The sequence below is a fragment of the Corallococcus sp. NCSPR001 genome (assembly GCF_017309135.1).
Taxonomy (GTDB): domain Bacteria; phylum Myxococcota; class Myxococcia; order Myxococcales; family Myxococcaceae; genus Corallococcus.
The window spans coordinates 527598-548952 of record NZ_JAFIMS010000002.1; the positions used below are offsets into that span (position 1 = coordinate 527598).

The following is a 21355-nucleotide window of genomic DNA, read 5'->3' on the forward strand; positions in this document are numbered from 1 at the left end:
CTCAGTGCGCGGGGGCTCGCTCCGCCAGGTTCAGTGCTCCCAGGGCGAGCAGGGCGGCGATGGCGACTCCCAGGGCCATGGGCCTCGCGGTGCCGTCGTGGCTCGCGCTCACCGCCGCGGAGGCTCCCGCCGCCAGCATGAATTGCAACGCTCCCAGCACCGCCGACGCGATGCCTGCCTGCTTCGCGTGGTGCTCCATCGCCAGCGCCGTCGCGTTGGGCGTGATGGCGCCCAGGCTGGAGACGAAGACAAACAGCGACAGCGCGATGCCCCACAGCCCACCGAAGCCTGTCGATGCCACCGCCACGAGCGCCAGCCCCGCGAGCGTGGCGACCCGCACCGCCTGCTTCAACACGCGGGCTGGCGAGGAGCGCGCCAACAGCCAATGGTTAATTTGGGACATCGCCACGAGTCCCGCGGCGTTCGCTCCGAAGAACCAGCCGAAGTGCTCCGGCTTCACGCCGTGCAACGTGATGAATACGAAAGGCGAGCCGCCGATGTACGCGAACATCCCTGCCTGCGCGAGCCCCGCCGCCAACGCGTGCCCCAGGAAGTCCGGCGCCTTCGTGATGCCCCACAGGGTCTGGAAGGGCTTGGAGGGGGTGGATCCGCTCCTCGGGGGCGCGGTCTCCGGGAGGATGGCGAGGACCGCTCCCAGGGCGATGAGCCCGATGACCGCGTGGCTCGCGAAGATGGCGCGCCAGCCCGCGGCTCGCAGCACCCAGCCTCCCAGCAGTGGGGCCAGGATGGGGGCCAGGCCCATCACCAGCACCAGGCGCGACATCATCCTCGCCGCGGCTGCTCCGGAGTGCAGGTCCCTGACGACGGCCCTCGTGGTCACCATGCCCACCGAGCCACCCAAGGCCTGCACGAACCGGCAGGCCGCCAGGATGTCCGCCGATGGCGCGGTCGCGCAGCCGATGCTGCCCACGACGTAGAGCAGCAGGCCCACGTAGAGCGGCTTCGTGCGACCGAAGCGGTCGCTCACCGGACCCGCGAAGAGCTGCCCCACCGCGAGCCCCGCGAAGAACGTCGCCAGTGTGCGCTCCACCTCGCCCGCGGTCGCGTGCAGCGACTCGCCGATGGCGGGGAACGCCGGCAGGTACATGTCGATGGACAGCGGCCCGAAGCCGATGAGCACCCCCAGGATGAGGGTCAGCCAGGGCCCCTCCGTGGAGCGGGAGAGCTTGGGCGTGGCGGTCGTCATCGGGTGGTCCTCTTCCGCGGCTTTCGCGCGGGTGCTTCCGCTGGCGTCAGCAGCACCCGGATGAGCTGGCGCAGGACGGCTTCGTCTCCGCCTGGGGCATAGGTGGCGCCGCCCACGTGGGCGTTGAAGCAGCGGGCCTCCAGCACTCCACAGAGTGCTTCCGCCGCGACCCTGGGCTCGGCCAGGTCCACCCTTCCGGCTCGCTTCACCCGGGCGAGCCACTTCGTCAGTCCCTCTCGCAGCGCGACAGGGGGCGGCGTGTCCAGGTGCATGGCCCTCGCGCCGCCCAGCGCCGAGTAGTGCAGCACGAACAACCAGGGCACCAGTTGGCGCAGGAAGTCCCGGTGGTGCAGGAGCGCTTCCAGGAGCTGGTCCTCGATGGACGCGGTGTCCTTCGGTCCTGGGGCCAGCAGCGCCAGCGCGGTGGGCGGGACGGGGCGCAGGGCTCGCGCCATCAGCGCTTCCTTCGTGCCCACCCGGTGCAGGAGCGCTGGCTGCGAGATGCCCAGCCGCTTCGCGATGTCCTGCAGCGGCGCGGAGGGGCCCTGCGCCAGGAACACGGCTCGGGCCGCTTCATCGATCTGCAGGTCGCTGACGCGTGGGGGACGGGACATGGCGCGAAGGGTTAGTTACTGACTGGTAGGTAATAAATTCGCGCCAGTCGTGCAAGGAGCCCGTTTCTCGCGGGCCCCTCGCGGTGACTTCAGGGGGGGAATCAGATGCGGCCGGCCTTGAGCTCGCCCACCAGGTGGGCGCAGGCGCGGACGGTGAGGGCCATCATCGTCAGGGTGGGGTTCTGCGGGCCCTGCGAGGGGAAGCAGGAGCCGTCCGTGACGTAGAGGTTGGGGACATCCCAGCTCTGGTTGAACGGGTTGAGCACGGATGTCTTCGGGTCCTTGCCCATGCGCGCGGTGCCCACCTCGTGGATGGCCATGCCCGGCTCGGAGAGCTGCTTGTTGACCTTCTCCACCGTGCAGCCCGACTCCTCCAGCATCTCCAGGCAGGACGTGACCGCGTCCTCCGTCATCTTCAGGTCGTTGTCCGAGTGACGGCACTCGATGTGCGCCGCCGGAATGCCCCAGCGGTCCTTCACCGTGTCGCTCAGCGTGACGCGGTTCTCCGCGCGCGGGACCATCTCTCCGAAGGGCACCATGTGCATCTGGTCATCGAAGGTGAAGACCTGCACGCCGTAGCCTCGGGCGAAGTCCGGGTGGCGCTCGGTGACGTTGCGGAACTGGGGGATGTACGCCCAGCCGTGCTCCTTCTGGTGCAGGTGCGAGGGCAGGTTCATCCGCGCCTCGATGCCTCGCAGGTACATGTGGTCCATCAGGTGCTTGCCCACGAGCCCGGAGCTGTTCGCCAGGCCGTCCGGGAACGCCCGGTTGCGCGAGTGCAACAGCAACCGCGTGGATTCAATCGTTCCCGCGGCCACGACCACGACCTTCGCGCGCACCTCTTCGGACGTGCCGGTGTTCGCGTCGATGAAGGACACCCCCGTCGCCTTGCCCGTGTTGGGGTCGTGCAGGAGGTGGCTGGCGATGGCGTGCGAGCGCAGCGTCAGCCGCCCCGTCTTCAGCGCCGCGGGCAGCGTCACCGGCGCGTTCGAGGTCCGCCGGGCGACGACGTGGCGGTCGGGCCAGCGGGCCTTCACCTTCTCGCGCAGGCGGACCTCGCCGGGGGACAGCGGCGCGGGGCCGGCGAAGACGGAGTCCGGCAGCGTGTCCACGCCGTCCGAGTTGCCGTACAGGCCCATCCAGCGCTCCACGATTTCGTAGGACGGCGCCAGGTCCGCGTGCGACAGCGGCCAGTCCGGGCTCAGCCCGTCCAGGCTTCCCGCGTGGAAGTTGAAGTCAGACAGCCGGTAGAACTGGCGGCCGTGAGCCTTCACGCTGGTCCGCCCGCCCACCTGCCTCGCGCGAATCCACGCGAACGGCGCGTCGGCTGGCGTGGTGTAGGGATTGTCCACGTCATCCACGAAGGCGTGCGGATGGAACGGCCAGGCGAAGCTGGTGGCCTGGATGGACTGGCGTGACGTGCGGGAGGCGTCCGATTCGATGCGGTAGCCCAGCTTCTGCTTCACGCGGTGCATCAGGTGGAGCGCCCGGTCCGCGTTCGCGCCGCGGCCCGCCTCCAACACCAGCACCTGAAGCCCGGCTTCCGTCAGTTGCTTGGCGGCCCACCCACCGCAGGCCCCCGAGCCCACCACCACCGCGTCATAGACCGTCTTCGACGTCTTCATGCCTGCTCACCCAGGACGGTCACTCTGCCGCCGCTGCTAAAGTTCGCCTAAATTGTAAATCAGGGACCCTGGTAGCGCCTATAGGGTCTCGATGTCTGGCGGGAGCCAACACCTGCCTCGGGCGGTGACTTCCGCCCTGGGGACGGGTCGCTTGCTGTCGGAGAGGTGCGGACATGGCCGGGGTGTTGAAGCGAATTCGGTGGGGGCGGGTGCTGGGTGTGTTGGTGTTGCCGTTGCTGCTGGTGGTGCTGGCGTTGGGTGGCCGCGCGGCGTGGCGCTCCGAGCAGTACTTCCACTACCCGAGACCGGCGGCGGTGCTGCCCGCGGACTTCGGCTCCGCGCGCGAGGTGACGCTGCGCACGGACGATGGGGTGGAGTTGCGCGGCTGGTACGTGCCGTCCCGGAACAAGGCGGCGTGGGTGCTGGCGCATGGCCTGTCGCAGACCCGTATGGATTTGCTGCCCGAGGCGCGTGTGCTGCGCGACGCGGGGTATGGCGTGTTGCTCTTCGACCTGCGCGCGCATGGACAGAGCGGAGGCGAGACGTCCACCTGGGGTGACAAGGAGCGCCAGGACGTGCGCGCGGCGCTGGCGTACGTGCGGGCCCAGCCGGACGTGGATCCGGCTCGCGTGGGGGCGCTGGGGTTCTCCATTGGATCCGCGGCGGTGGCGGAGGTGGCGGCGAAGGACCCGCGGGTCGCGGCGGTGGTGCTGCTGTCTCCGTTCAACACGCTGTGGCTGGCGGCGGCGTATGACTTTCGCCGCTTCGGTGTCATCACCCAGACGGGAGCGCTGATTCCCTTCTGGCGGCGGGGGATTGCCCTGGACGAGGTTCGGACTCTCGACGCGGTGGACCACATCAAGCCCCGGCCGCTGTTCATCGTCGCGGGGACGGAGGAGTCCGGACAGCCGCTGCTGGATGAGTTGTTCACGCACGTCGCGCCGTATGCCCAGACGTGGCGCATCCCTGGCGCGTCGCATGGCAACTTCGCCGCCGCCGCGCCCACGGAGTATCCGCGCAGGCTGCGGGAGTTCGCGGACTCGGCGCTGAAGCCGGCGGCTCCCGCCGTGGAGACGCCCGTGGCTCCGGCCGTGGAGAAGAAGGCTCCGGCGAAGAAGCCCTCCCGGCGGACGAAGAAGGCGGGGGCCCGCTAGGCCTGGGCGGGCTGGGCGGCTTCGAGCTTCGCGAGCTGATCCAGGTACATGCGGCCCTTCTCCGGGTCCGTCATGTGGATGAACGCCGCCATGCCCTTGAGCTGCTCCAACGACTCGCCCTCGCGGCCCGGCTTGCCCTTCAGGCGATTGTGGATGGCCGCGCGCAGGCGGCGCACCACGTCGCGGGGGACCCGGGCGGCGGGCGTGCCTTCCTTGGACTCGTTGACCACGAGCCCCGTGACGCGCTGACGGCTGCCCTTGCGCGCGACCCGCGTCTTGTCCGGGTGCACCGTGAAGCCTTCCGCCTCCACGATGTCCTTCACTCGCGCGAGCAGCACCGCCACCGGCGCTCCCTGCGCGCGGCGGGCCTTGGGCGCCTTCGCCTTCGTCCAGGAGAAGGTCAGGTCGTCCGCGTAGCGCGTGTACGTGAAGCCCAGCTTGCGCGACAGCGCCGAGAGCCGCTTGTCCAGGCGCAGGCACAGCGCGTTGGTGATGCCCGGTGAGGTGGGCGCGCCCTGCGGGAGGGCTCGCGGGCCCTTCGCCACGTGCAGCGTCTTGCCCCGGAAGGACATGCGCTCGCGCGGCGCCTCCGTGGACATCAGCGCCAGCAGCGTGGACGTGTTCTCCGGCAGCCCGCCCTTGCGCAACAGGCCCTTCACCCGGCGCCAGTTCACGGAAGGGAAGAAGTCCTTCAGGTCCACCTTCACCAGCACGTCCGCGCCCCGGTGCGCCAGGGCGTTGGTGAGGATGGAGCGCCCCGCCACGAAGCCGTGCGCCGCGCCGTGCACCGGCAGCCGCTCCACGACGTTGGACAGCACCCAGCGCTGCGCTTGCTTCAGCTCCGGCTTGGGCGAGGTGATGGTGCGCTCGCCGCCCGTGCGCTTGGGGATGCTCCACGTCACGTAGTTGGAGCCCGTGTCCACGTCGCGGTGGAACGCGAAGCCGCGCAGCTTGGACACGCTCAGGCCCAGCGCCTTGGCCAAGTCCTCCGCGTTGTTCAGCGGGGGCAGGCCGTTCTGGCGCGCGCGCTCCTCGCGGTGCTCCAGGTCGAACTTGTCCGGCAGGCCGGCTTCGTTCCAGTAGATGCCCACGCCCAGGTGGTTCACGTGCGTGGCCTTCCACGCCTCGTGGGCCTGGCGCTCCAGCGCGCGGCGCTCCACCGCTTCGGCCTTCTTCTTCTCCTTCCAGGCCGTCTTCTCCTTCTCCTTCAGCGAGGAGAAGTCGACTTCTTCCGCGAGCGCGCCCTTCGCGACGAGCTGGGCGCGCACCCATTCGTCCGCGCCGCCGGCCTCGGTGATGGCCTTCCAGCGCGTGAGGAGGGCGTCGTGCGCGGCCTTCGCGGCCTCGCGCTTCGCGGCGGTGTTGGGGGATGCGGCGGGCGTGACTTCAGGAGCAGCCTGCGGCGGGGCGGCGGGGACGAACGACTCCAGCTTGGCGGTCATCGAGTTACCTTCGACGGGCGCGGCGGCTCAGGGAGGGGCGACGGAGACGAATTCGAGCGGTCGAGGGAGGCCAGGAAGGCACCACCAGCTCACCTGGGGCACGGTAGCCTCACCGGCTCTCCCCTCCCGAGCACTACCGTCGGGGTGGGAAAACGGCGGCTGCGTCGTTGGTTCCGCTTCCCGCCCCGACGGTAGTGCTCGGGAGGGAGAGAGCCAAGAACAGGCTACCTTGCGGAGAGTGTCCAGCATTTCAACCAGAACGGCGCAACGCCGTTCCTACGCTCGAGGCGTTGAGGCTGATGCGGTCCAGACCTCTCTCGACCACTCGCTATTCGGTTTTCGTCCGGCGCCACCATCCTTCCGGCCGCCCCGTCGGCGGCCGGGCCGTTGAGTGAGTGTTTACACCAGAGTCGAGGCCGCGTCGATGTAGCCGTCCGCGGTCAATTTCTCCAAACGGCTGAAGTACGCCGTCCGGGCTTCCGTATCCGTGTCGAACCAGAGTCGCTGGTGGCGCGAGTCTCCCAGGCGCGGTCCCCACGTGAGGGCCACCACCTTGCCGTCCAGTGATACGCGATACACCTGCTCCAGCCCCGTGGCCGGGTCGCGGCGTACGTACGCGCGCGTCTCCGCGCGGATGAGCTTGCGGCCCTCCGGCGTCTGACGGAGCGCTTCTTCCTCGGCGCGGCGGCGGGCGTACGCCAGACGCAGCGCGAGCATGTGTTCGCAGGGGCCTTCGCGCAGACCGGAGCGGCGGAAGTGCGGGCAGCCGCAGCTCGCGTCCTTCACGCGGCCCTCCAGGTCCATGGTGAAGGTGGGGAAGAAGCTGCGCACCGCCTCGCGGTCCACGACCTCTCCCTGGATGCGCGTGCCTTCGCCGACCAGGTCGTGCACCTGGGTGAGCTTCACTTCGCCGGAGCCCGGGGCGCCGTCGCCCAGCAGGCGGTGGGCGCGGGCCTCGCGCTCGTTGCCGTAGCGCAGCGCGGCCTCGTCCACCGGCGTGGGCATCAGCTCGCGCGGGCGGTAGGTGCTACGGGACACGTCGAAGAGGACGCGGCCTCGCAGGCATTCGAGTTGGAGCGCGGCGCGCACCTGATCCTTCGGCGCTCCCGCGTCCTTCGCCAGCACTTCGAAGGCGAGGGGACCGTCCTTGCGCAGGCGGTTGCGCAGCTGCTCCGCCAGACCTTCCGGCACGTCGCGCGGCATCAGCGCGTCGAAGGCGGCGGCGCTGGACCAGCCGCTCTCCGTCCAGCCGGTGAGCCCCAGCGTCAGCGTGGCCGCGCCCAGGTCGATGACCCAGAACACCGGCAGGCCCGGACCCAGCAGCTGCACGTGCACGCTCTTCGCGTGGGGCAACAGGCGCGCGAGCGCGGCGAGGCGCTGACGGCCGAAGGTGCGCACCACCGCGGGCGCGCTGCCCGTGTACACGCCGCCGTGGCACTCCAGCACCTGCTCCCAGGGCTCCAGCACCAGCCGGGGCGGGGCGCCGGGGACCAGCTCGAAGCGCAGCGCGCGGGGCGCCTTCTTCGAGCGGCGGGTGCGCAGCGCGAAGAGCAGGTTGTACAGGTCGATGGGCGCGATGGCGCAGGTGGTGGCCGGCAGCGTCGCGGCGGACTGCACCTGGAGGAAGCCTCGCAGCCACGCATGGGGGACCTCCACCGTGCGCGGTGCCCGGGGCTCCGTGGCGGGGGCGGGCTTCGCGGTGGGGGCGACGTGGGCCTCCAGCACCACCGGGGCGTAGGCGCGCAGGCGGTCCAGCCGGGCGGGCAGGTCCTGCGGCACGTCCAGGAAGGTGGAGCCGTGCGCGGCCTGGCGCTTGTCGAAGAGGCTGTTGTCGAAGGCGAGGCGCGCGTAGGCGCTCTCGTCGCGGGAGAAGACCTCCAGCGAGACCTGATCCGGATCCACCGTGAGGACGGGGTCCAGGACGGCGTCCTTCTTCTCCTCGCCCTCCAGCGCGTTGTCGAGGAAGGCCTTCTGCGCTTCCCAGATTTGAGCGCTGGCGCGCTTGCCCTGCTTCATCAGGTACGCGAGGTACGCGGTGCGGTCGCGGCCCCGGTAGCGCAGGTCGCTGGAGAGCACCGCGAAGGCGGCGGCCAGCGCGTCGCGGAAGAGGGTGGGGTCCTTCACCTGGCCACTGACGCCCACGGTGCCTCGCGAGCCCTCCAGGGCCAGCTGCACGCGCGAGGCGTCCGGCGTGACGACCACGTCGCTCTGCGCGGCGTAGCTCAGCGCGACGGGATGACGTGCGGTTGCGGTGCTCACGACGGTTGACCTTCCTTCCGGGCGCGCTCAGCGGCCCGGCGTGCACGTTTGTGGGCGCGGTAGGCCGCCTTGCGCAGCTCCACCGACTGCGACTTGTCGAACGCGGCCGTCTTCAGCAGCGCCGCGGCCTCGTCTCCGCCCAGGCGGCCCAGCGCGGCCCAGGCGTCCTGCTTCACCTCCGCCTTCGGGTCGGCGGCCACGGACTTGAGCGGCTCCAGGTCCTTCTTCGCCAGCAGCGCGGGGACCGCGAGCCGGCGGCCTTCGCTGGCCGTGAGCGCGGACGTGGCCACCTTCGCGCCCGTGGGGCCCAGGGCCACCGGGTCGAAGGGCTTCACCTCCAGCGCCCAGGCCGCGGACTGCTCCGGTACCAGCGCGGCCAGCACCGACGCGGCGGCGGAGCGCACGTTCGCGTCCGGGTCACCCAGGGCGGTGCGCAGGGCCTGCGCTTCGCTCGACGCCTTCAGGCGGCCCAGCACTCGCGCCGCTTCCTGGCGCACGGCGGCGGGGGACTGGGCCTCACCCTTGCGGAGGATTTCGGCGGACGTCGCCACCAGCTCCTTCGCGCCCAACCGTGAACCCGCCCAGAGCAGGCGCTCCCAGGCGGCGGCCAGCGGCTCCTTCTTCGGCGGCTGCGCGGTGGCCCAGGCGGTGGCGGTGCGCCGTTCGGCGGCCACCAGCGCGCGGGTCAGTCCGGCGGTGTCCACGGCGCCGGCTTCACGCGCGTCACCCGTCCAGGTGCCCACGAGCCGCGCGGCCTCCTCGCGAGCCTCCGGCTTGTCGTGGCCGAAGAGGGCGATGACCTCCGGCACCGGCATCGCGCCACGGCGGGCGAGGCCGCGACGCAGACGCAGGCGCAGTTCCACGTTGTCCAGCGTGGCCAGGCGGGGCACGAGCAGGGCGGGGTCGCCTTCGCTCGCGAGGTACGTGGCGGCGGGCTCGGAGATGTCCTCGTGCTCGCTCTGCACCGCGAGGAACTCCACCCGCGTGCGCTCCTTGGGGAAGAGCACGTCCAGGGCCTTGCGCGCGGCGGCGCGAAGGTCGTCGTCCTCCTCGTTCAGCGCGGCGGCCAGGGCGGCCTCGGCGGCCGGGTCTCCGAGCTTGCCGAGCTGCTCCGCGACCGTGGCGCGCACGTCGTCGTCCGTCTCGCCGTCGGCGAGCAGCGCCTCCAGCTTCACCCGGGCGCGCTCTCCACCGATGGCGCGCAGACCGCGCACGCCGGCTTCCTGGCGCTGGAAGGCGGCGCCGTCCGTGGCCGCGGCCTCCACCTTCTCCTCGATGCGGCGGCGGTCCTCGCCATCCGGCATCCGGTTCGCGAGCCGGCCGAGCGCCTCGATGGCGGCGAACACCATGTCCTCTTCGGCCGGAGCGTCCGGCGTGCCTCCGCCGGCCACTGTCTCCAGCTCGGAGAGGGCTCGCACGTCGCCCAGGGTGCCCAGGGCGAGCAGGGCGCGGCCCCGCTCGTGCGGCTCACCGGCGCGCGCGTACAGGAGCAGGGGACGCAGGGCGCTGGCGCGGCGCTGGTGCGCGACGCCTTCCGCCGCGGGCAGCATCAGCTCGCGGGCGCCGGCGCGGAGGATCTCCTCCAGCGGCTCCACCGCCGCGCCCTCTTCCACCACGCGCTTCGAGTAGTGCTCCACGGCCGCCGCGCGCACGGTGACGTCGCGGTCGTTGAAGAGCTGGACGAGCAGCGCGTCCTGGCCCTCGCTCTTGCCGTGCTCCAGCTCGCGGGCGGCGGCCTTGCGGACCTCCGGGTCCTGGCTCTTCACCGCCACGCGCAGGAAGCGCACCGCGAGCGCCGCGTCGCGCTTCTTCAGTTCGCGCTCGTGCTCCTTGAGCTTCTCCTGCTCCGGCGGCCAGGTGAGCTGCATCGCCGCCGTCACGCAGGCGAGGCGCACGGAGGGGGCTTCATCCTCCACGCTCTGGCGCGCGAGCACGTCCAACGCGTCCGCGCGGTGGGTGCGGCCCAGCGCGGCCACCAGCCGGGTGCGCTCCGGAATCTCCGTGGCCACCGTCAGGCGCGCGGCGAGCGCGGCCACGGCGGCGGAGGTCCCCAGTCGCGCCAGGGCCTCCTGGGCACGGCGGGCCACGGCCGACGTCTCCGAGCGCAGGAAGGTGCCCAGCACCTCCACCGCCCGGTCGTCGCCCCGGAACGCGAGCAGCTCCGCGGCGCGCAGCCGCAGGTCCTCGTGCTCGCTGCCCATCGCGCGGCCCAGGGCCTCCGTGACGCGCGGGTCGTTGGCGCCCGCGAGCCGCTCGATGACGCCCACGCGCAGGTCCGCGTGCTCGCTGCCCAGCGCGGCCAGCAGCGGATCCAGGCTGCCCGGCGGGCTCAGCTTCTCCAAGAGCTCGAAGGCGGACTTGCGCACCTCCGGCAGCGGCGAGTTGAGCGCCGCGGCCACTCGCGGACGGGCCTTGTCACCGCGCTCCGCCAGCTCCTCCAGCGCGGCGCGCGCCACGTCCGGGGACAGCGAGGCCAGGGCCAGCGCCAGCGGCTCGTCGCTGCCGACGGGGTACAGCTCCTTGAGGCCCGCGAGCGCGGCCCGGCGCACGAGCTGGTGCGGGTCCTCCAGCGCGCGCAGCAGGGCGGCCACCGCGGCGGACGTGCCCGCGTAGCCTTCCTGCGTGAGCTTCACCACGCGGTCCACGGCGTCGCGGCGGACGCGGTGGCCCTCTTCGTCACCCGCGGTCACCTGCCGCAGCAGGCCCACGTAGGCACCGAAGGCGAGGCGGCGCAGGTGCTGACGCTCCGCCTGCGTCGCGTCCTTCGGCGTGCCCGTGCCCGCGCCTTCCGGCGGCTTCACCGCGGAGAAGAGGCGGCGCAGCCAGCTCTTGCCCGTGGCGGAGGCCGTGCCCTGCTTCTCCGGCGTGGAGGGTTGGATGACGTGCGCGGCGCCCTCGGCCGTCTCCGGCTTCCAGGGGGCCTGGAGCGAGCTGGGCCGCGCGACCTTCTGCGCCTCGCGGAAGTAGTCCAGCGGCTTGTTGCGCAGCAGCAGCACCTGGGCCGCCGCGTAGCGCTGCTCCGGCTGACCGCTGGAGAGCGCCTCGGCGAGGCCAATCACGCGCTTGGCCCGGTCCTCCTCCGAGGGCCAGTCCTTCATGTCGCCGGCCTTCTCCGGACGCGGCGGCAGCAGCACCTCCACCAGGTGCGCGCGGTAGGCCTCCGGCTCCGTGCGCAGCTCCAGCGCGCGGGCCGCGGCGTAGCGCACCTCCGGACGGCCGCTGGACAGCGCGCTCGTCAGCAGGTCTGGCGGTCCCCCCTCGCGGCTGGCGCGCAGGTCCCGCGCGAGCACGATGGCGAAGACCATCTCCTGCACTTCGCGCGCGGAGTCCTCCAGGCCGTGCAGCAGGCCGCCGTCGCCCTCGTGGCCCAGGGCCGCGAACGCGAGGATGGCGCCCAGGCGGATGGGCAGGTGCTCATGGCGCAGGTTTCCGGTGAGCACCGGCAGCGCGCGCACGTCACCCAGGCGGGCCAGACCGTCCGCCGTCCACGAACGCGCCGCCACCAGCGAGTGGCCCAGCGCGTCCAGCAGCGCGCCCTCGTCGCCCCGGCGGCTGGCCGTGGCGAGACCGCGCGCGCCCTGCTCCTGGAGGTCCGTCACCTCGTGGGGCAGGAGCGTGGTGGCGTAGAAGCCCAGCAGGCGCCGCGAGCCCAGCGTGGCCAGCGCGCGCGACGCGCGGATGCGCAGGGGGACGAGGATGGCGGGCGGGTACATCCGCTCCAGGTCCTTGTCCGTGATGAGCCCGCGCATGGGCTCGATGATGTCCTCCGCGCCGCGCGGGGCGAGCAGCTCCGAGGCCCGCACGCGCACCGGCAGCGCCGACGCCGCGATGCCCGCGAGCAGCGGCCCGTTCTCGTTCGGGATGAGCTTGTCGAGCGCCTCCAGCGCGGCGAAGGCCACGTCCAGGTGCTCGTCCTGCACGCGCTTGAGCAGCGCGGAGCGCATGGCTTCCGCCGGGGCGTGCACGGAGGCCTTGGCGGCCTTCTCGCGCAGCGCCGGGTGCGTGGTGTTGAGCGCGGCCAGGTGCGGCTCCGCCTTCTCCTTGCCGGCCAGCTTCACCCACGCCTCGTAGGCGGCGGTGGCCACGCCCGCGTCGCGGTCCTCCACGGACTTCTTCAGCCGCTCCAGCGCCCAGTCGTCGGTGCCCTTCTGCGCGAGCACCTCCACCGCGCGGGTGCGCAGGTCCGGGAAGCGGCCCGCCAGCGCGCGGTCCAGCGCCTTCACCGGCTCCTGGTCGTTCCACGCCCACAGCGTGCGGAAGGCCTCGCCGCGCACCTTGGCGGACTCGTCCTCCAGCGCGTCGCCCAGCAGCCCTTCGGCGCCCTCCGCCTTCGCGCCCAGCTTCACCAGCCGGTCCAGGCCGCGCACGCGCACGTCCTCGTGACCGGAGCGCAGCGCGGCCTCCGCGGCGGACAGCGGCGCATCCACGTCCAGCGCCACAACGGCCGCAAGCGCCGCCGCGCGCACGTCGCCGTCCGCGTCGTCCAGCATCCACACCAGCCGCTCGCGGGCGCGGGGGTCCTGCAACGCCTGGAGCGCGGTGGCCGTCTCACGGCGGATGGCGGCGTCGTCCTCGCGCGACAGCTGGAGCAGGGCGCCCAGGGCGCGGCCGTCACCCAGCTGCGCCAGCACGCGCGCGCCACGCACGGCGGTGTCCGGCATGCGGCACGCCATGGCGGCGAGCAGCGGCTCCAGGTCGGCTTCCGTCAGCGCGGTGCCGGCGGGCGTCTTGCCGAAGAGCTGCTCGCGCGAGGCGGCCAGCTCCGCGTCGGTGTTGAACTTCGCCTCGGTGTCCCCGGCCGCGCGCTTCGCCTGGAGGGTCAGCATGCGGGCCACTTCCCGCACCGTGCGCGCGAACTCCTCGTCCTTGGCCTCCAGCGTGGCGGCCAGCGCGCGGCGCTCCAGCACGCGCACCGCGAAGGCCACGCGGCGCACGTCCCGGTCCGCGTCGTCCAGCGCGCGAGCCACCAGCGGCTGCAGGCGCGGGTCGCCCAGCAGGCCCGCCACGGACGCGCGCAGCAGCACCTCCACCTTGAGGGCCGCGGGGCCGCGCTCGAAGGCGAGCTTCAGCGGCTCCGTGCTGCCCTTGGGCGACACGGTGGTGAGCGCGTCCAGCGCGGCGATGCCCACGTCGTTGTGGGTGTCCGGCAGCTTGCTGGCGATGAGGCCCGGCACCAGCGGCGACACGCTGCCCTGCTTCGCCAGCAGGCGCAGGCCCTGCACGCGCGTGTCCACGAAGCGCGAGTCCAGCGCGGCGCGCGGGGCCGCCAGGGGCGACTCCGTCTCCAGCTTCACCAGCGCGTCCAGCGCCGCGGCGCGCACCGTCTTGTCGTCGTCGTTGAGGCGGTCGCGCAGCTTCGGGCGCGCGGCGGTGCGGCCGTGGTTGCCCAGCTCCGTGGCGGCCAGCCGGCGCGCCGCGACGTCCTTGTCCGAGGACAGCACGCCCAGGACGAAGTCCAGCGCCTCCGGCTCCTGGAGGGCCACCGCCTCCTTCACCGCGGCCTCGCGGCGGGGGAGGGCGGCCTTCAGCGCCTCGTTGAAGACGTCGAAGCCGTGGCCGAACGCCGTCGTCTCATCCGTGGGCTTGCCGTCCGTGCCCAGCGTGATGCGGGTGACGCGGCGGTCCTCGCCGCCCACGAAGAGGAAGCCCAGGAGCTGCTTCGCCTGGCGGGGGTTCGCCGGCGGCGCGAAGGCCACCGCGTTCAGGGCCTTGCTGCCCAGCTCGAAGGTGCGCGGCTTGCGGCGCTCATCCAGGCGCCAGACCTTCAGCTTGCCGTCGCTGCCCACGGACGCGATGCGCTCCGCCGGGTCCTGGCCCGCTTCCGCCTGCGGCGTGGGCGGGAACACCAGCCCCAGCACGGAGCCCGCGTGGCCGCTGTCCTTGTCGCCGCGGACCTCGAACTCCACCGCGCCGACGAGGTAGCCGATGCGCAGCTTGCCGTCGTCACCCGCGGAGACGAGCCGCCCGTCGCGCGGCGTGAAGGCCAGCGCCCGCACCGCGCCCTCGTGGCCCGGCATGTCCCGGCGCGCACCCGTCGCCACCGTGAACGAGCGCACCACGCTGTCATCGCCCGCGCAGGCCACGTACGTGTGCGTGGGGTCCACCGCCACCGCGCGCAGCGGCTGCGAGGACGCGCTCCACTCCTTGAGCTTCTTCGTGCTGTCCCAGTCCCATGCGCGCACGAAGCCGTCCGCGCCGGCCGTGTAGAGCACCTTGCCGTCCGGGCTGGCCGCCACCGCCGTGCACCCGCCCGGGTGCGCGTCGTGGAGCTGGAACTTCACGGTGCCGTCGGTGAGCGACCCGAAGCGCACGGTGCCGTCCGCGCCCGCCGCGGCGAACTGCTCGCCGGACAGCGCCACGCCCAGCACGTGCGCGGGCAGCGGCGAAGTCCACAGGACCTTGTTGTTCGCTGCGTCGTACGCGGTGAGGCGGCTGTCCGCGGCGGCGCGGGTGCCGCCCACGATGAGCAGGCGCGCATTGGCGGCGAGCGCACGGACCTTCTCGATGTTGCCGATGGAGAGGCTGGCCATGGTGTCGTTGTCCTAGATGCCGCCGAGCTGCACGCCCGGGTGTGCCGCACGCAGTTGCACCAGCGAGGCCAGGCAGCTCTGCCACTCGCCCTTCGCCACGGAGCCGGTGAACTCGCCCAGCACGGGCGTCACCACTCGCGCGAAGCTCTCGTCTTCCAGGCCCAGGTCGCGCACCAGCTCCACCACGCGGCGCTTGGCCACGCTCGCGGAGAGCCGGCGCTGCACGTCGCCCTCGCGCGCTTCCTTCGCGCGCCCGGGCGGCAGGCCGAACATCATGCGCCGCAGGAACGTGCGCAGCGCTTCCACGTCGCTGAAGCGCGTGGTGCCACCCGCCTCGCGCTCGTCCTTGCCGCCGCCCGCGGGCTTCCAGCCCTCCGGCAGGTGCAGCGGGCGGTGCTTCTCCCAGAGCAGGCGCACCGCGAACAGGCCCACCTCGCGGTCCGCGCTCTGCATCAGGCCGGACAGCCGCTCCGCGCCACCCAGCCGCGCGTAGTGCCGGCGGATGAGCTCCACGGCGACTTCACGCGTGCTGCGCTTGGTGGACTCCGTGAGGGCGAAGACCTTGCCCGCGTCCAGTTCGTCCGGCTGCAGCGTGTGGCGCGCGTCCGCGCCCGGCTCGCCCGCGTTGAGCAGGGCGTCGTAGGCCAGGTTGCGGATCTCCTTCGCGTCCGAGTCCGCCAGCTCGTACACGCGCGTCTGGTAGCCCCACGCGCGCAGCTCCGAGCGGGCGATGGTCAGCGCGAAGCGGCGCACGTCGTCGCGCGCGTCGAAGAGGGCCGGCCACAGCCGCTCCGCCGAGTACGCCTTGCGCGGCGCGCGCGGGCGCAGCTCGTAGGACTTGGACTCCGGCTGCTCCGGCCCGATGCCCGGGTGGTGGCAGCGCAGGTACATCTGCGCGAACGCGCGCACCGGCGGCGGCTGCTTCGCGCCCAGCGCCAGGTCGAACAGGCGCTCCAGGCCCGCGTCCGCGTCGCCCGTGTCGCTGAAGTCCGCGGGCACCACGTTCGCCAGCAGGTAGCGGTGCGCGAAGTCGTGCAGCTGCGGGTCCGCCCGGCGCGCCAGCGCCAGCAGCCAGGGCACCGTGAGCTGCCGCGCGGTGAAGAGCTTGCGGTTGCCCAACAGCCCCAGCGCCGTGCCGCGGAACTTGCCGTTGAAGACGAGCGCCTTCACCCGCTCCACGTCCAGGCCCGGCAGGCTGTCCGCGCGGGTGAGCCACTGCGCCGCCTGACGGCCCAGGCGCGGGTTCGCGACGAGGTCCAGGACCCACTCCGGCCCGATGACCGCGACCTTGTAGGTGGACAGGGCCTTCATCGCCACGTCCTCCACGATGCGCTGGCGCGTCGAGTGCTGCTTCGCCTCCGTGAGCGCCACCTTCCAGAAGTCCGCCGGCATCTCCCCGGCCGCGTACTTCGTGGCGACGTAGTTCTTCGCCCAGTCGAGCTGCTGCTGCTTGCCCCAGAGCAGCTCGCGCAGGAAGTCGTGCGTGAGCTCCGCGCGGTCGAAGGACTGCTCCAGCGCCTTTGACGCGAACGCCGCGGTGGGCTTGGACACGAGCAGCCGGCCCAGCAGCGGCAGCCCCAGGTCGCGCGGCTTGTGCTTCTCCAGGGCGGCGGCGGCGAACTTCTGCACGTCGTCCTCGCCCTTCTCCACCAGGTCCGCCAGCCGGTCCGGGGCCAGGTCCTGCGCGTGGCCGCGCGCGTACTCGATGGCGTAGGCGCGGGCCTTGTCGCTGGGGGAGAAGAGCAGCGCGAGCACCGCCTCGTGCAGCCCGGCCGCGCGCAGCTTGCCCTGGTGGAAGTCCGGCGAGCCCTGGAGCGTCTCCACCAGGAAGTCGTGCGCGCTGCCCAGCGGACGGCGCGCCAGGCGGTCCAGCCACGCGGGCGTCACCTTGCGCAGCGCCTCCGGGTGGTCCTTGCGCAGGCCCTGGATGGCGAACTTCGCGGCGGGGTCCGACTGGCACGTGTCCAGCAGGCGCATCAGCGCGTCCGGCGAGCGCTTCCACGCGTCCGGGTACATGCGCTGCTTCACCATGTCGTTGGGCGGCTGGATGGCGAAGCGCGATGCCGTATAGCCCTTGCTGTTGTGCGCCCAGACGTGGTGCGCCACCCAGCACTGCGCCCAGGTGGTGTCCGGCTCGTAGTGCCGCAGCACCTCCACCGCGAACTGCGGGTAGAGCTCCGGGACAGCCGCGCCCAGGTGGCGCAGGAAGCGCCACGCGCGGCGCTGGAGGTAGGTGAGGGTGCCGCCGCTGACCTCGCGGTGACGGCGTCCGCCGCGCTCGGTGTCGAAGCGCCAGGCCATCGCGCCGAACATCTCCGCGTCGTGGCGCGCCTCCGCCAGTTTGTAGATGCGCTTGAGGCCCGCCCACAGGCCGAACTTCAGCGGCGCTTCCTTCACCAGGGTGATGAGGGCGGCTCTCGCGGGCTCGGTGTTCTTCTCGTAGAGGGACACCAGCAGGTCCGCGAGCAGCAGGCGCGGCGGCAGCGGCACGTCCTTCTGCGCGAGGAAGCGCTGCCACGCCTCGTGTGAACCCTTGCGGCGGCCCGGCTTGTCGTCGCTCGCGCGCGCCTGCTCCAGGAGCTGCTTCAGCGCGTCGAAGGACAGCGCGCCCTGCGGCAGCGGCGTGTCCGACGTGCGGTCCGGTTGGTCGAGGAAGGCCAGCACGGACTCGGCCAGGTCCGGTGCCTCCGCCCTGGCCAGACGTTCGAGGTCTGCTGCGCTCAGCGCGTCACTCGGGGTCATACGTGGGGTTTAACACAGCTCCCCTGGACCGCGAGGCATGTCGGACCCGCCTCACCACGGCAGCGCGGGGACCTCCACCTCCTGCGTGTCCCGCGAGGTGCCCGGGCCCACCGTCACGTCCTGACGGAACGACAGCCAGCGTCCCTCACGTTCTTGCAACACGAGAAGCGTGTACGGACCGGGAGGGACGAGCGCCCAGTGCCCTCCGATGCTGGGGATGAGCGCGGGGAGTGCCTGTTCGCGCAGCCACCGCACCTCCGCGGCCGAGGCCGATTCGGGCGGCGCGGGGACCCGGCCGGGGAGGAGATAGGAGGTGCCCTGCCTGCCGCGCTCGCCCCAGCGCAGCTTCAGCATGATGCCTGTCGTCGTCAGCGGCAGGTCCACCCGGTTGACGCGGTGGGGCTCCACGCGCACGACGCGAGGGATGGCCCTGCCGGTGTTCCCGCCCGCGATCTTCACCACGTAGTCGCCCGGGGCCAGGTCGCGGAACAGGGTTGTGCCGTCCATCGCCGGGGCGGAGATTTCCTTCTCCGGGTCCGCCTTCGAGACGGCCGCCAGGAAGTTCGACGATGGCCGGCCCTGGGCGTCCCGCGCCGTGACCTCCAGGCGGGTGGAGATGGGCAGGCGCAGCTCGAGCGTGTCCTCGGTGGGGCCCACGATGCGCTCGAGCAGCGCGTGTTCCTCCTCCTGCGCGGTGAGCAGGTAGGGCCGGGACTCCACGGCGGGCAGTTGGAAGGTGCCGTCCGGGCCGGTTTCGACGTCCGAGAAGGACCTGTCCTGCTCCGCGTTGGCGGCGCCTTCCGCGGGCAGCGACAGGGAGATGGACACGCCCTCCATCGGGGCGCCGGTGGCGTCGTCCACCACGCGGCCCTGGATGACGTGGCCCGCCTCCATGTGCACCGTGCCCAGGTCCACGTCCCGGCCGGCGGGGACGTCCACGTCGCGCTGGGTGAGGGCGTGACCGGGCGCCTCGAAGGTGAGGTGCTGGGGGCCGGGCTCGTCCACGAAGACGGCGAAGGCGCCCTTCGGGTCGCGCACCGCCTCTTCGTTCACGGTGAAGCGGGTGATGGGCGAGCCGTCCTTCTTCGCCAGACGGCCGGTGATGCGGCCCTGGAAGGCGAGGGTGATGCGCACCTCCATGTTCCCCGCGCGGGCCATGAGCTTGGGGCCCTCCCGCTCCTCCAGCCATCGCTTGTGCCTGGCCTTTATCTGCTCGAAGGTCTCGTCGTCCGGGGGCTCGTCGGAGCGCTCCTTCCTAGGCGGCTTGGGCAGCGCGTAGCCCGGCTTCGCCGCCGTCAGCTCGTAGTCCCAGTCGCGTACCACCGGCTCCAGGACGAAGCGGCCGTCCGGGCCCGTCGTGGCGGAGAGGGGGGAGTACCCGCGGCCGGTGCTGTCCTCCTCCTCCTTCGCGGTGGCCTCCACGGCGACGTCCGCCAGGGGACGGCCCTCCGCGTCCACGACGATGCCGCCCACCCGGCCGTCCATGTCCAGGCGCAGCGCCAGCTCTACGGTCTCCGAGCCGCGCAGCACCACGCGGTCGGGCAGGTGGCGCTCAAAGCCGCCCGTGGTGGTCCGCATCCACACGGCATAGGTGCCGGGCGGCAGGCCCTTGATGTCGAAGCGGCCGTCCTCGCCCGAGGAGCCCGCGAAGGTCGTGCGCTCGCCGTCGGACGCGCCGTCATCTTCTTTTCCTTCTGGAGACTCCGGCTCCTGCCGCTCCAGGGAGACGTCCACTTCATTGACGGGCGTGCCGCCCGAGCTCGTCACGGTGCCGCGCACGGTGGCGCCCGAGTCCAGGGTGAGCTTCAGGCCGGAGGTGGGGGCGCGGACCTGGAGCGTGCGCGGCAGGTAGCCCTCGGCCTCGACGGTGAGGGTGCCGGAGAGGGGCTGGTCCGCCTTGATGGCGAAGTGGCCCTCCTCGTCGGAGGTGGCGTCGAAGGTGAGGGGCGCTTCGTAGGACGGGGGCCTCATGATGAACGAGCGCGTGTACACGGGCGGAGGCATGCTGACCTTGCGCTTGCGGTCCGGGGGACGCAGCGACAGGGAGGCGTCCACCACCGGCTGGCCCGCGGCGTCGGTGACGGTTCCCTCCACGAGAATGGCGGGGGAGAGGACGAAGTCCAGCGCGGGGCCGCCCGCGGCGACGGTGCGGGTCTCGGTGAGATCCAACATCCGGTCCGCCTCCACCTGGAAGGTGTAGCCGCGGGCCCGGAGCGGGCCCAGGCGCACGCGGCCCTCCGCGTCGGTGGTGCCGAGCGCCTTGAAGCGGTGGGGGGCGATGTCCTCGTCGCGCTCACTTGGGAGGGCGGCGCTCACGTCGGCGTGGGCCACGGGGGCGCCGGCGGTGTCGTGCACGGTGGCCTCCACGTAGAAGATGGTGCCCAGGCGCAGCGTCACCGAGACCTCGCGCTGGTCCTCCCCGACCTCCACCGTCTCGTGCGCCTGGAGGCCGCCCTGCTCCGCATCCAGGGTGTACTCGTCGGGGGTCATTCCTTCGAAGGTGAAGCGCCCCTGGGCGTCGGTGGTGGCGACGAGATCGGTGTCGGCCACCGTGACGGTGGCGCCAGCGACGGGGTGCTCGCCGTCCACCACGGTGCCCACCATGCGCCGGGGCGTGTACAGCACCACGTCCTCCGGCAGGGGACCCACGGCCACCCCTCGCATCCACAGGGTGATGCGTCCCTGCCGGGCGGCGAGCAGGCCATAGGTGTCGTCGGGCAGGGGGCCCACGGAGAAGCGGCCGTCCGCGCCGGTCTTCGCGTCGAAGAAGCGCGCCGTGCCCAGATGCATCACGGTCACCTGGACCTGGGAGAGCGGGGCGCCGTCCTCGTCCACCACGCGGCCCGTGAGCGCCTGGCTGGCCTCGAGCTCCAGCGTCACGTCCTGGGTGCCGGAGGCGACGTCCTCCAGGAGTCCCGCGCCCTGGGCGCCCAGGGCCCAGAGGGTGACCGTCCCCTGGGGCAGGCCCTCCAGGGTGAAGGAGCCGTCCTGGGCGGAGGTGGTGCGCGACAGGACGAAGGCCCCGCCCCGGTGGGCCTCCACCAGCTCCCGGACCCAGAGGTTGGCGGGGGACGTGAGGCAGTCCTCCGAGGCCAGGGACACGTCGGGCTCGGCCGTGTCACACGGCAGCTCCGTCAGGGTCTCTCCGGGCAGCGGGACGGAGGCGGAGACCTCGATGCCGGCGACGGGCCGGCCCTGGAGGTCGACGACGCGGCCCTGGACCTGGAGGGCGCCCTGGGGCGGCGGGGGCGGCGCGGGGGGGAGCTGGCGGCGCGAGGCGTGGGCGGCCGGTGGGGCCGCGGGGGCGGTGGGGGTGGGGCGCGGCCACCAGAAGACCCCGGCTCCAATGAGGAGCAGGAGCACGACGCCTCCAATGACCACCGCCGACGTCTTCCGCATGGCGCCCCTCCAGGGTGGGCCACTGTAGCAGGAGCGCTGACGCGGGCCTCTTCAGAGGGGGCCGGCGAAAAAAAACAGGGCCGAACCAAGGTTTTTCGCGGCCGACGTATTGAAGGCGAGGTGGGGATGCTGGGGGCAGAGCCACCAGGGTCCAAGGGCTCGGGACGCAAGAGCGGACCGGGCAGCGGGGGAAAGGGTTTCGGGGGTCGATCTTCCGGGACTCAAGGTTTTCGGTAGTCGACGTCTTGAAGGAAAAGCAGGACGGACGCGGAGCTTTGGGGGCCGCATCCGAGAGGGGGACCCCTCGGGGGAGGGGTTGAGTTACTGGGAGCGCGTCGAGGGGGCGCGCTCCCAGTATTTTTTTGTGCGCCAGGGTCTGGTGC

Annotated in this window: 9 protein-coding genes; 1 reads left to right on the forward strand and 8 read right to left on the reverse strand. The window is 72.5% G+C overall.

Annotated features, from left to right (window positions below):
* Position 1: 1 nt before the first annotated feature.
* From JYJ93_RS04170 to JYJ93_RS04180, 3 genes are all read right to left on the reverse strand, one after another.
* Entirely contained in the window at positions 2 to 1207 is a 1206-nt protein-coding gene (locus JYJ93_RS04170) for a multidrug effflux MFS transporter (RefSeq protein WP_206786713.1), read from the reverse strand.
* Entirely contained in the window at positions 1204 to 1821 is a 618-nt protein-coding gene (locus JYJ93_RS04175) for a TetR/AcrR family transcriptional regulator (RefSeq protein WP_206786715.1), read from the reverse strand. The genes JYJ93_RS04170 and JYJ93_RS04175 overlap by 4 nt, the downstream gene beginning before the upstream one ends.
* Before the next feature lie 101 nt (positions 1822 to 1922).
* Complete coding sequence (locus JYJ93_RS04180; RefSeq protein WP_206786717.1) at positions 1923 to 3446, reverse strand: GMC family oxidoreductase; 1524 nt, start codon at positions 3444 to 3446, stop codon at positions 1923 to 1925.
* 173 nt (positions 3447 to 3619) lie between these two features.
* Between JYJ93_RS04180 and JYJ93_RS04185 the strand changes: the two genes are divergently transcribed.
* A complete protein-coding gene (locus JYJ93_RS04185) occupies positions 3620 to 4600 on the forward strand; it encodes an alpha/beta fold hydrolase (protein ID WP_206786719.1) in 981 nt (326 codons plus the stop codon).
* Here the strand turns inward: JYJ93_RS04185 and JYJ93_RS04190 are convergent.
* From JYJ93_RS04190 to JYJ93_RS04210, 5 genes are all read right to left on the reverse strand, one after another.
* Positions 4597 to 6042 carry a reverse transcriptase family protein gene (locus JYJ93_RS04190; RefSeq protein WP_206786720.1) on the reverse strand — a complete coding sequence of 482 codons (1446 nt, stop codon included), beginning with the start codon at positions 6040 to 6042 and terminating at the stop codon, positions 4597 to 4599. The two genes, JYJ93_RS04185 and JYJ93_RS04190, sit on opposite strands and share 4 nt — an antisense overlap.
* Positions 6043 to 6441: 399 nt before the next feature.
* On the reverse strand, positions 6442 to 8301 hold the full coding sequence (locus JYJ93_RS04195) for an SWIM zinc finger family protein (protein ID WP_206786721.1): 1860 nt from the start codon (positions 8299 to 8301) through the stop codon (positions 6442 to 6444).
* Complete coding sequence (locus JYJ93_RS04200) at positions 8298 to 14831, reverse strand: HEAT repeat domain-containing protein (RefSeq protein ID WP_206786722.1); 6534 nt, start codon at positions 14829 to 14831, stop codon at positions 8298 to 8300. Before JYJ93_RS04200 ends, JYJ93_RS04195 begins: the two co-directional genes overlap by 4 nt.
* A 12-nt stretch (positions 14832 to 14843) precedes the next feature.
* Positions 14844 to 17573 carry a hypothetical protein gene (locus tag JYJ93_RS04205; RefSeq protein ID WP_206786723.1) on the reverse strand — a complete coding sequence of 910 codons (2730 nt, stop codon included), beginning with the start codon at positions 17571 to 17573 and terminating at the stop codon, positions 14844 to 14846.
* A 51-nt stretch (positions 17574 to 17624) separates the two neighbouring features.
* The gene (locus JYJ93_RS04210) at positions 17625 to 20972 is read right to left on the reverse strand and encodes a carboxypeptidase regulatory-like domain-containing protein (RefSeq protein ID WP_206786724.1); all 3348 of its coding nucleotides are present in this window, start codon (positions 20970 to 20972) and stop codon (positions 17625 to 17627) included.
* Positions 20973 to 21355: the final 383 nt, after the last annotated feature.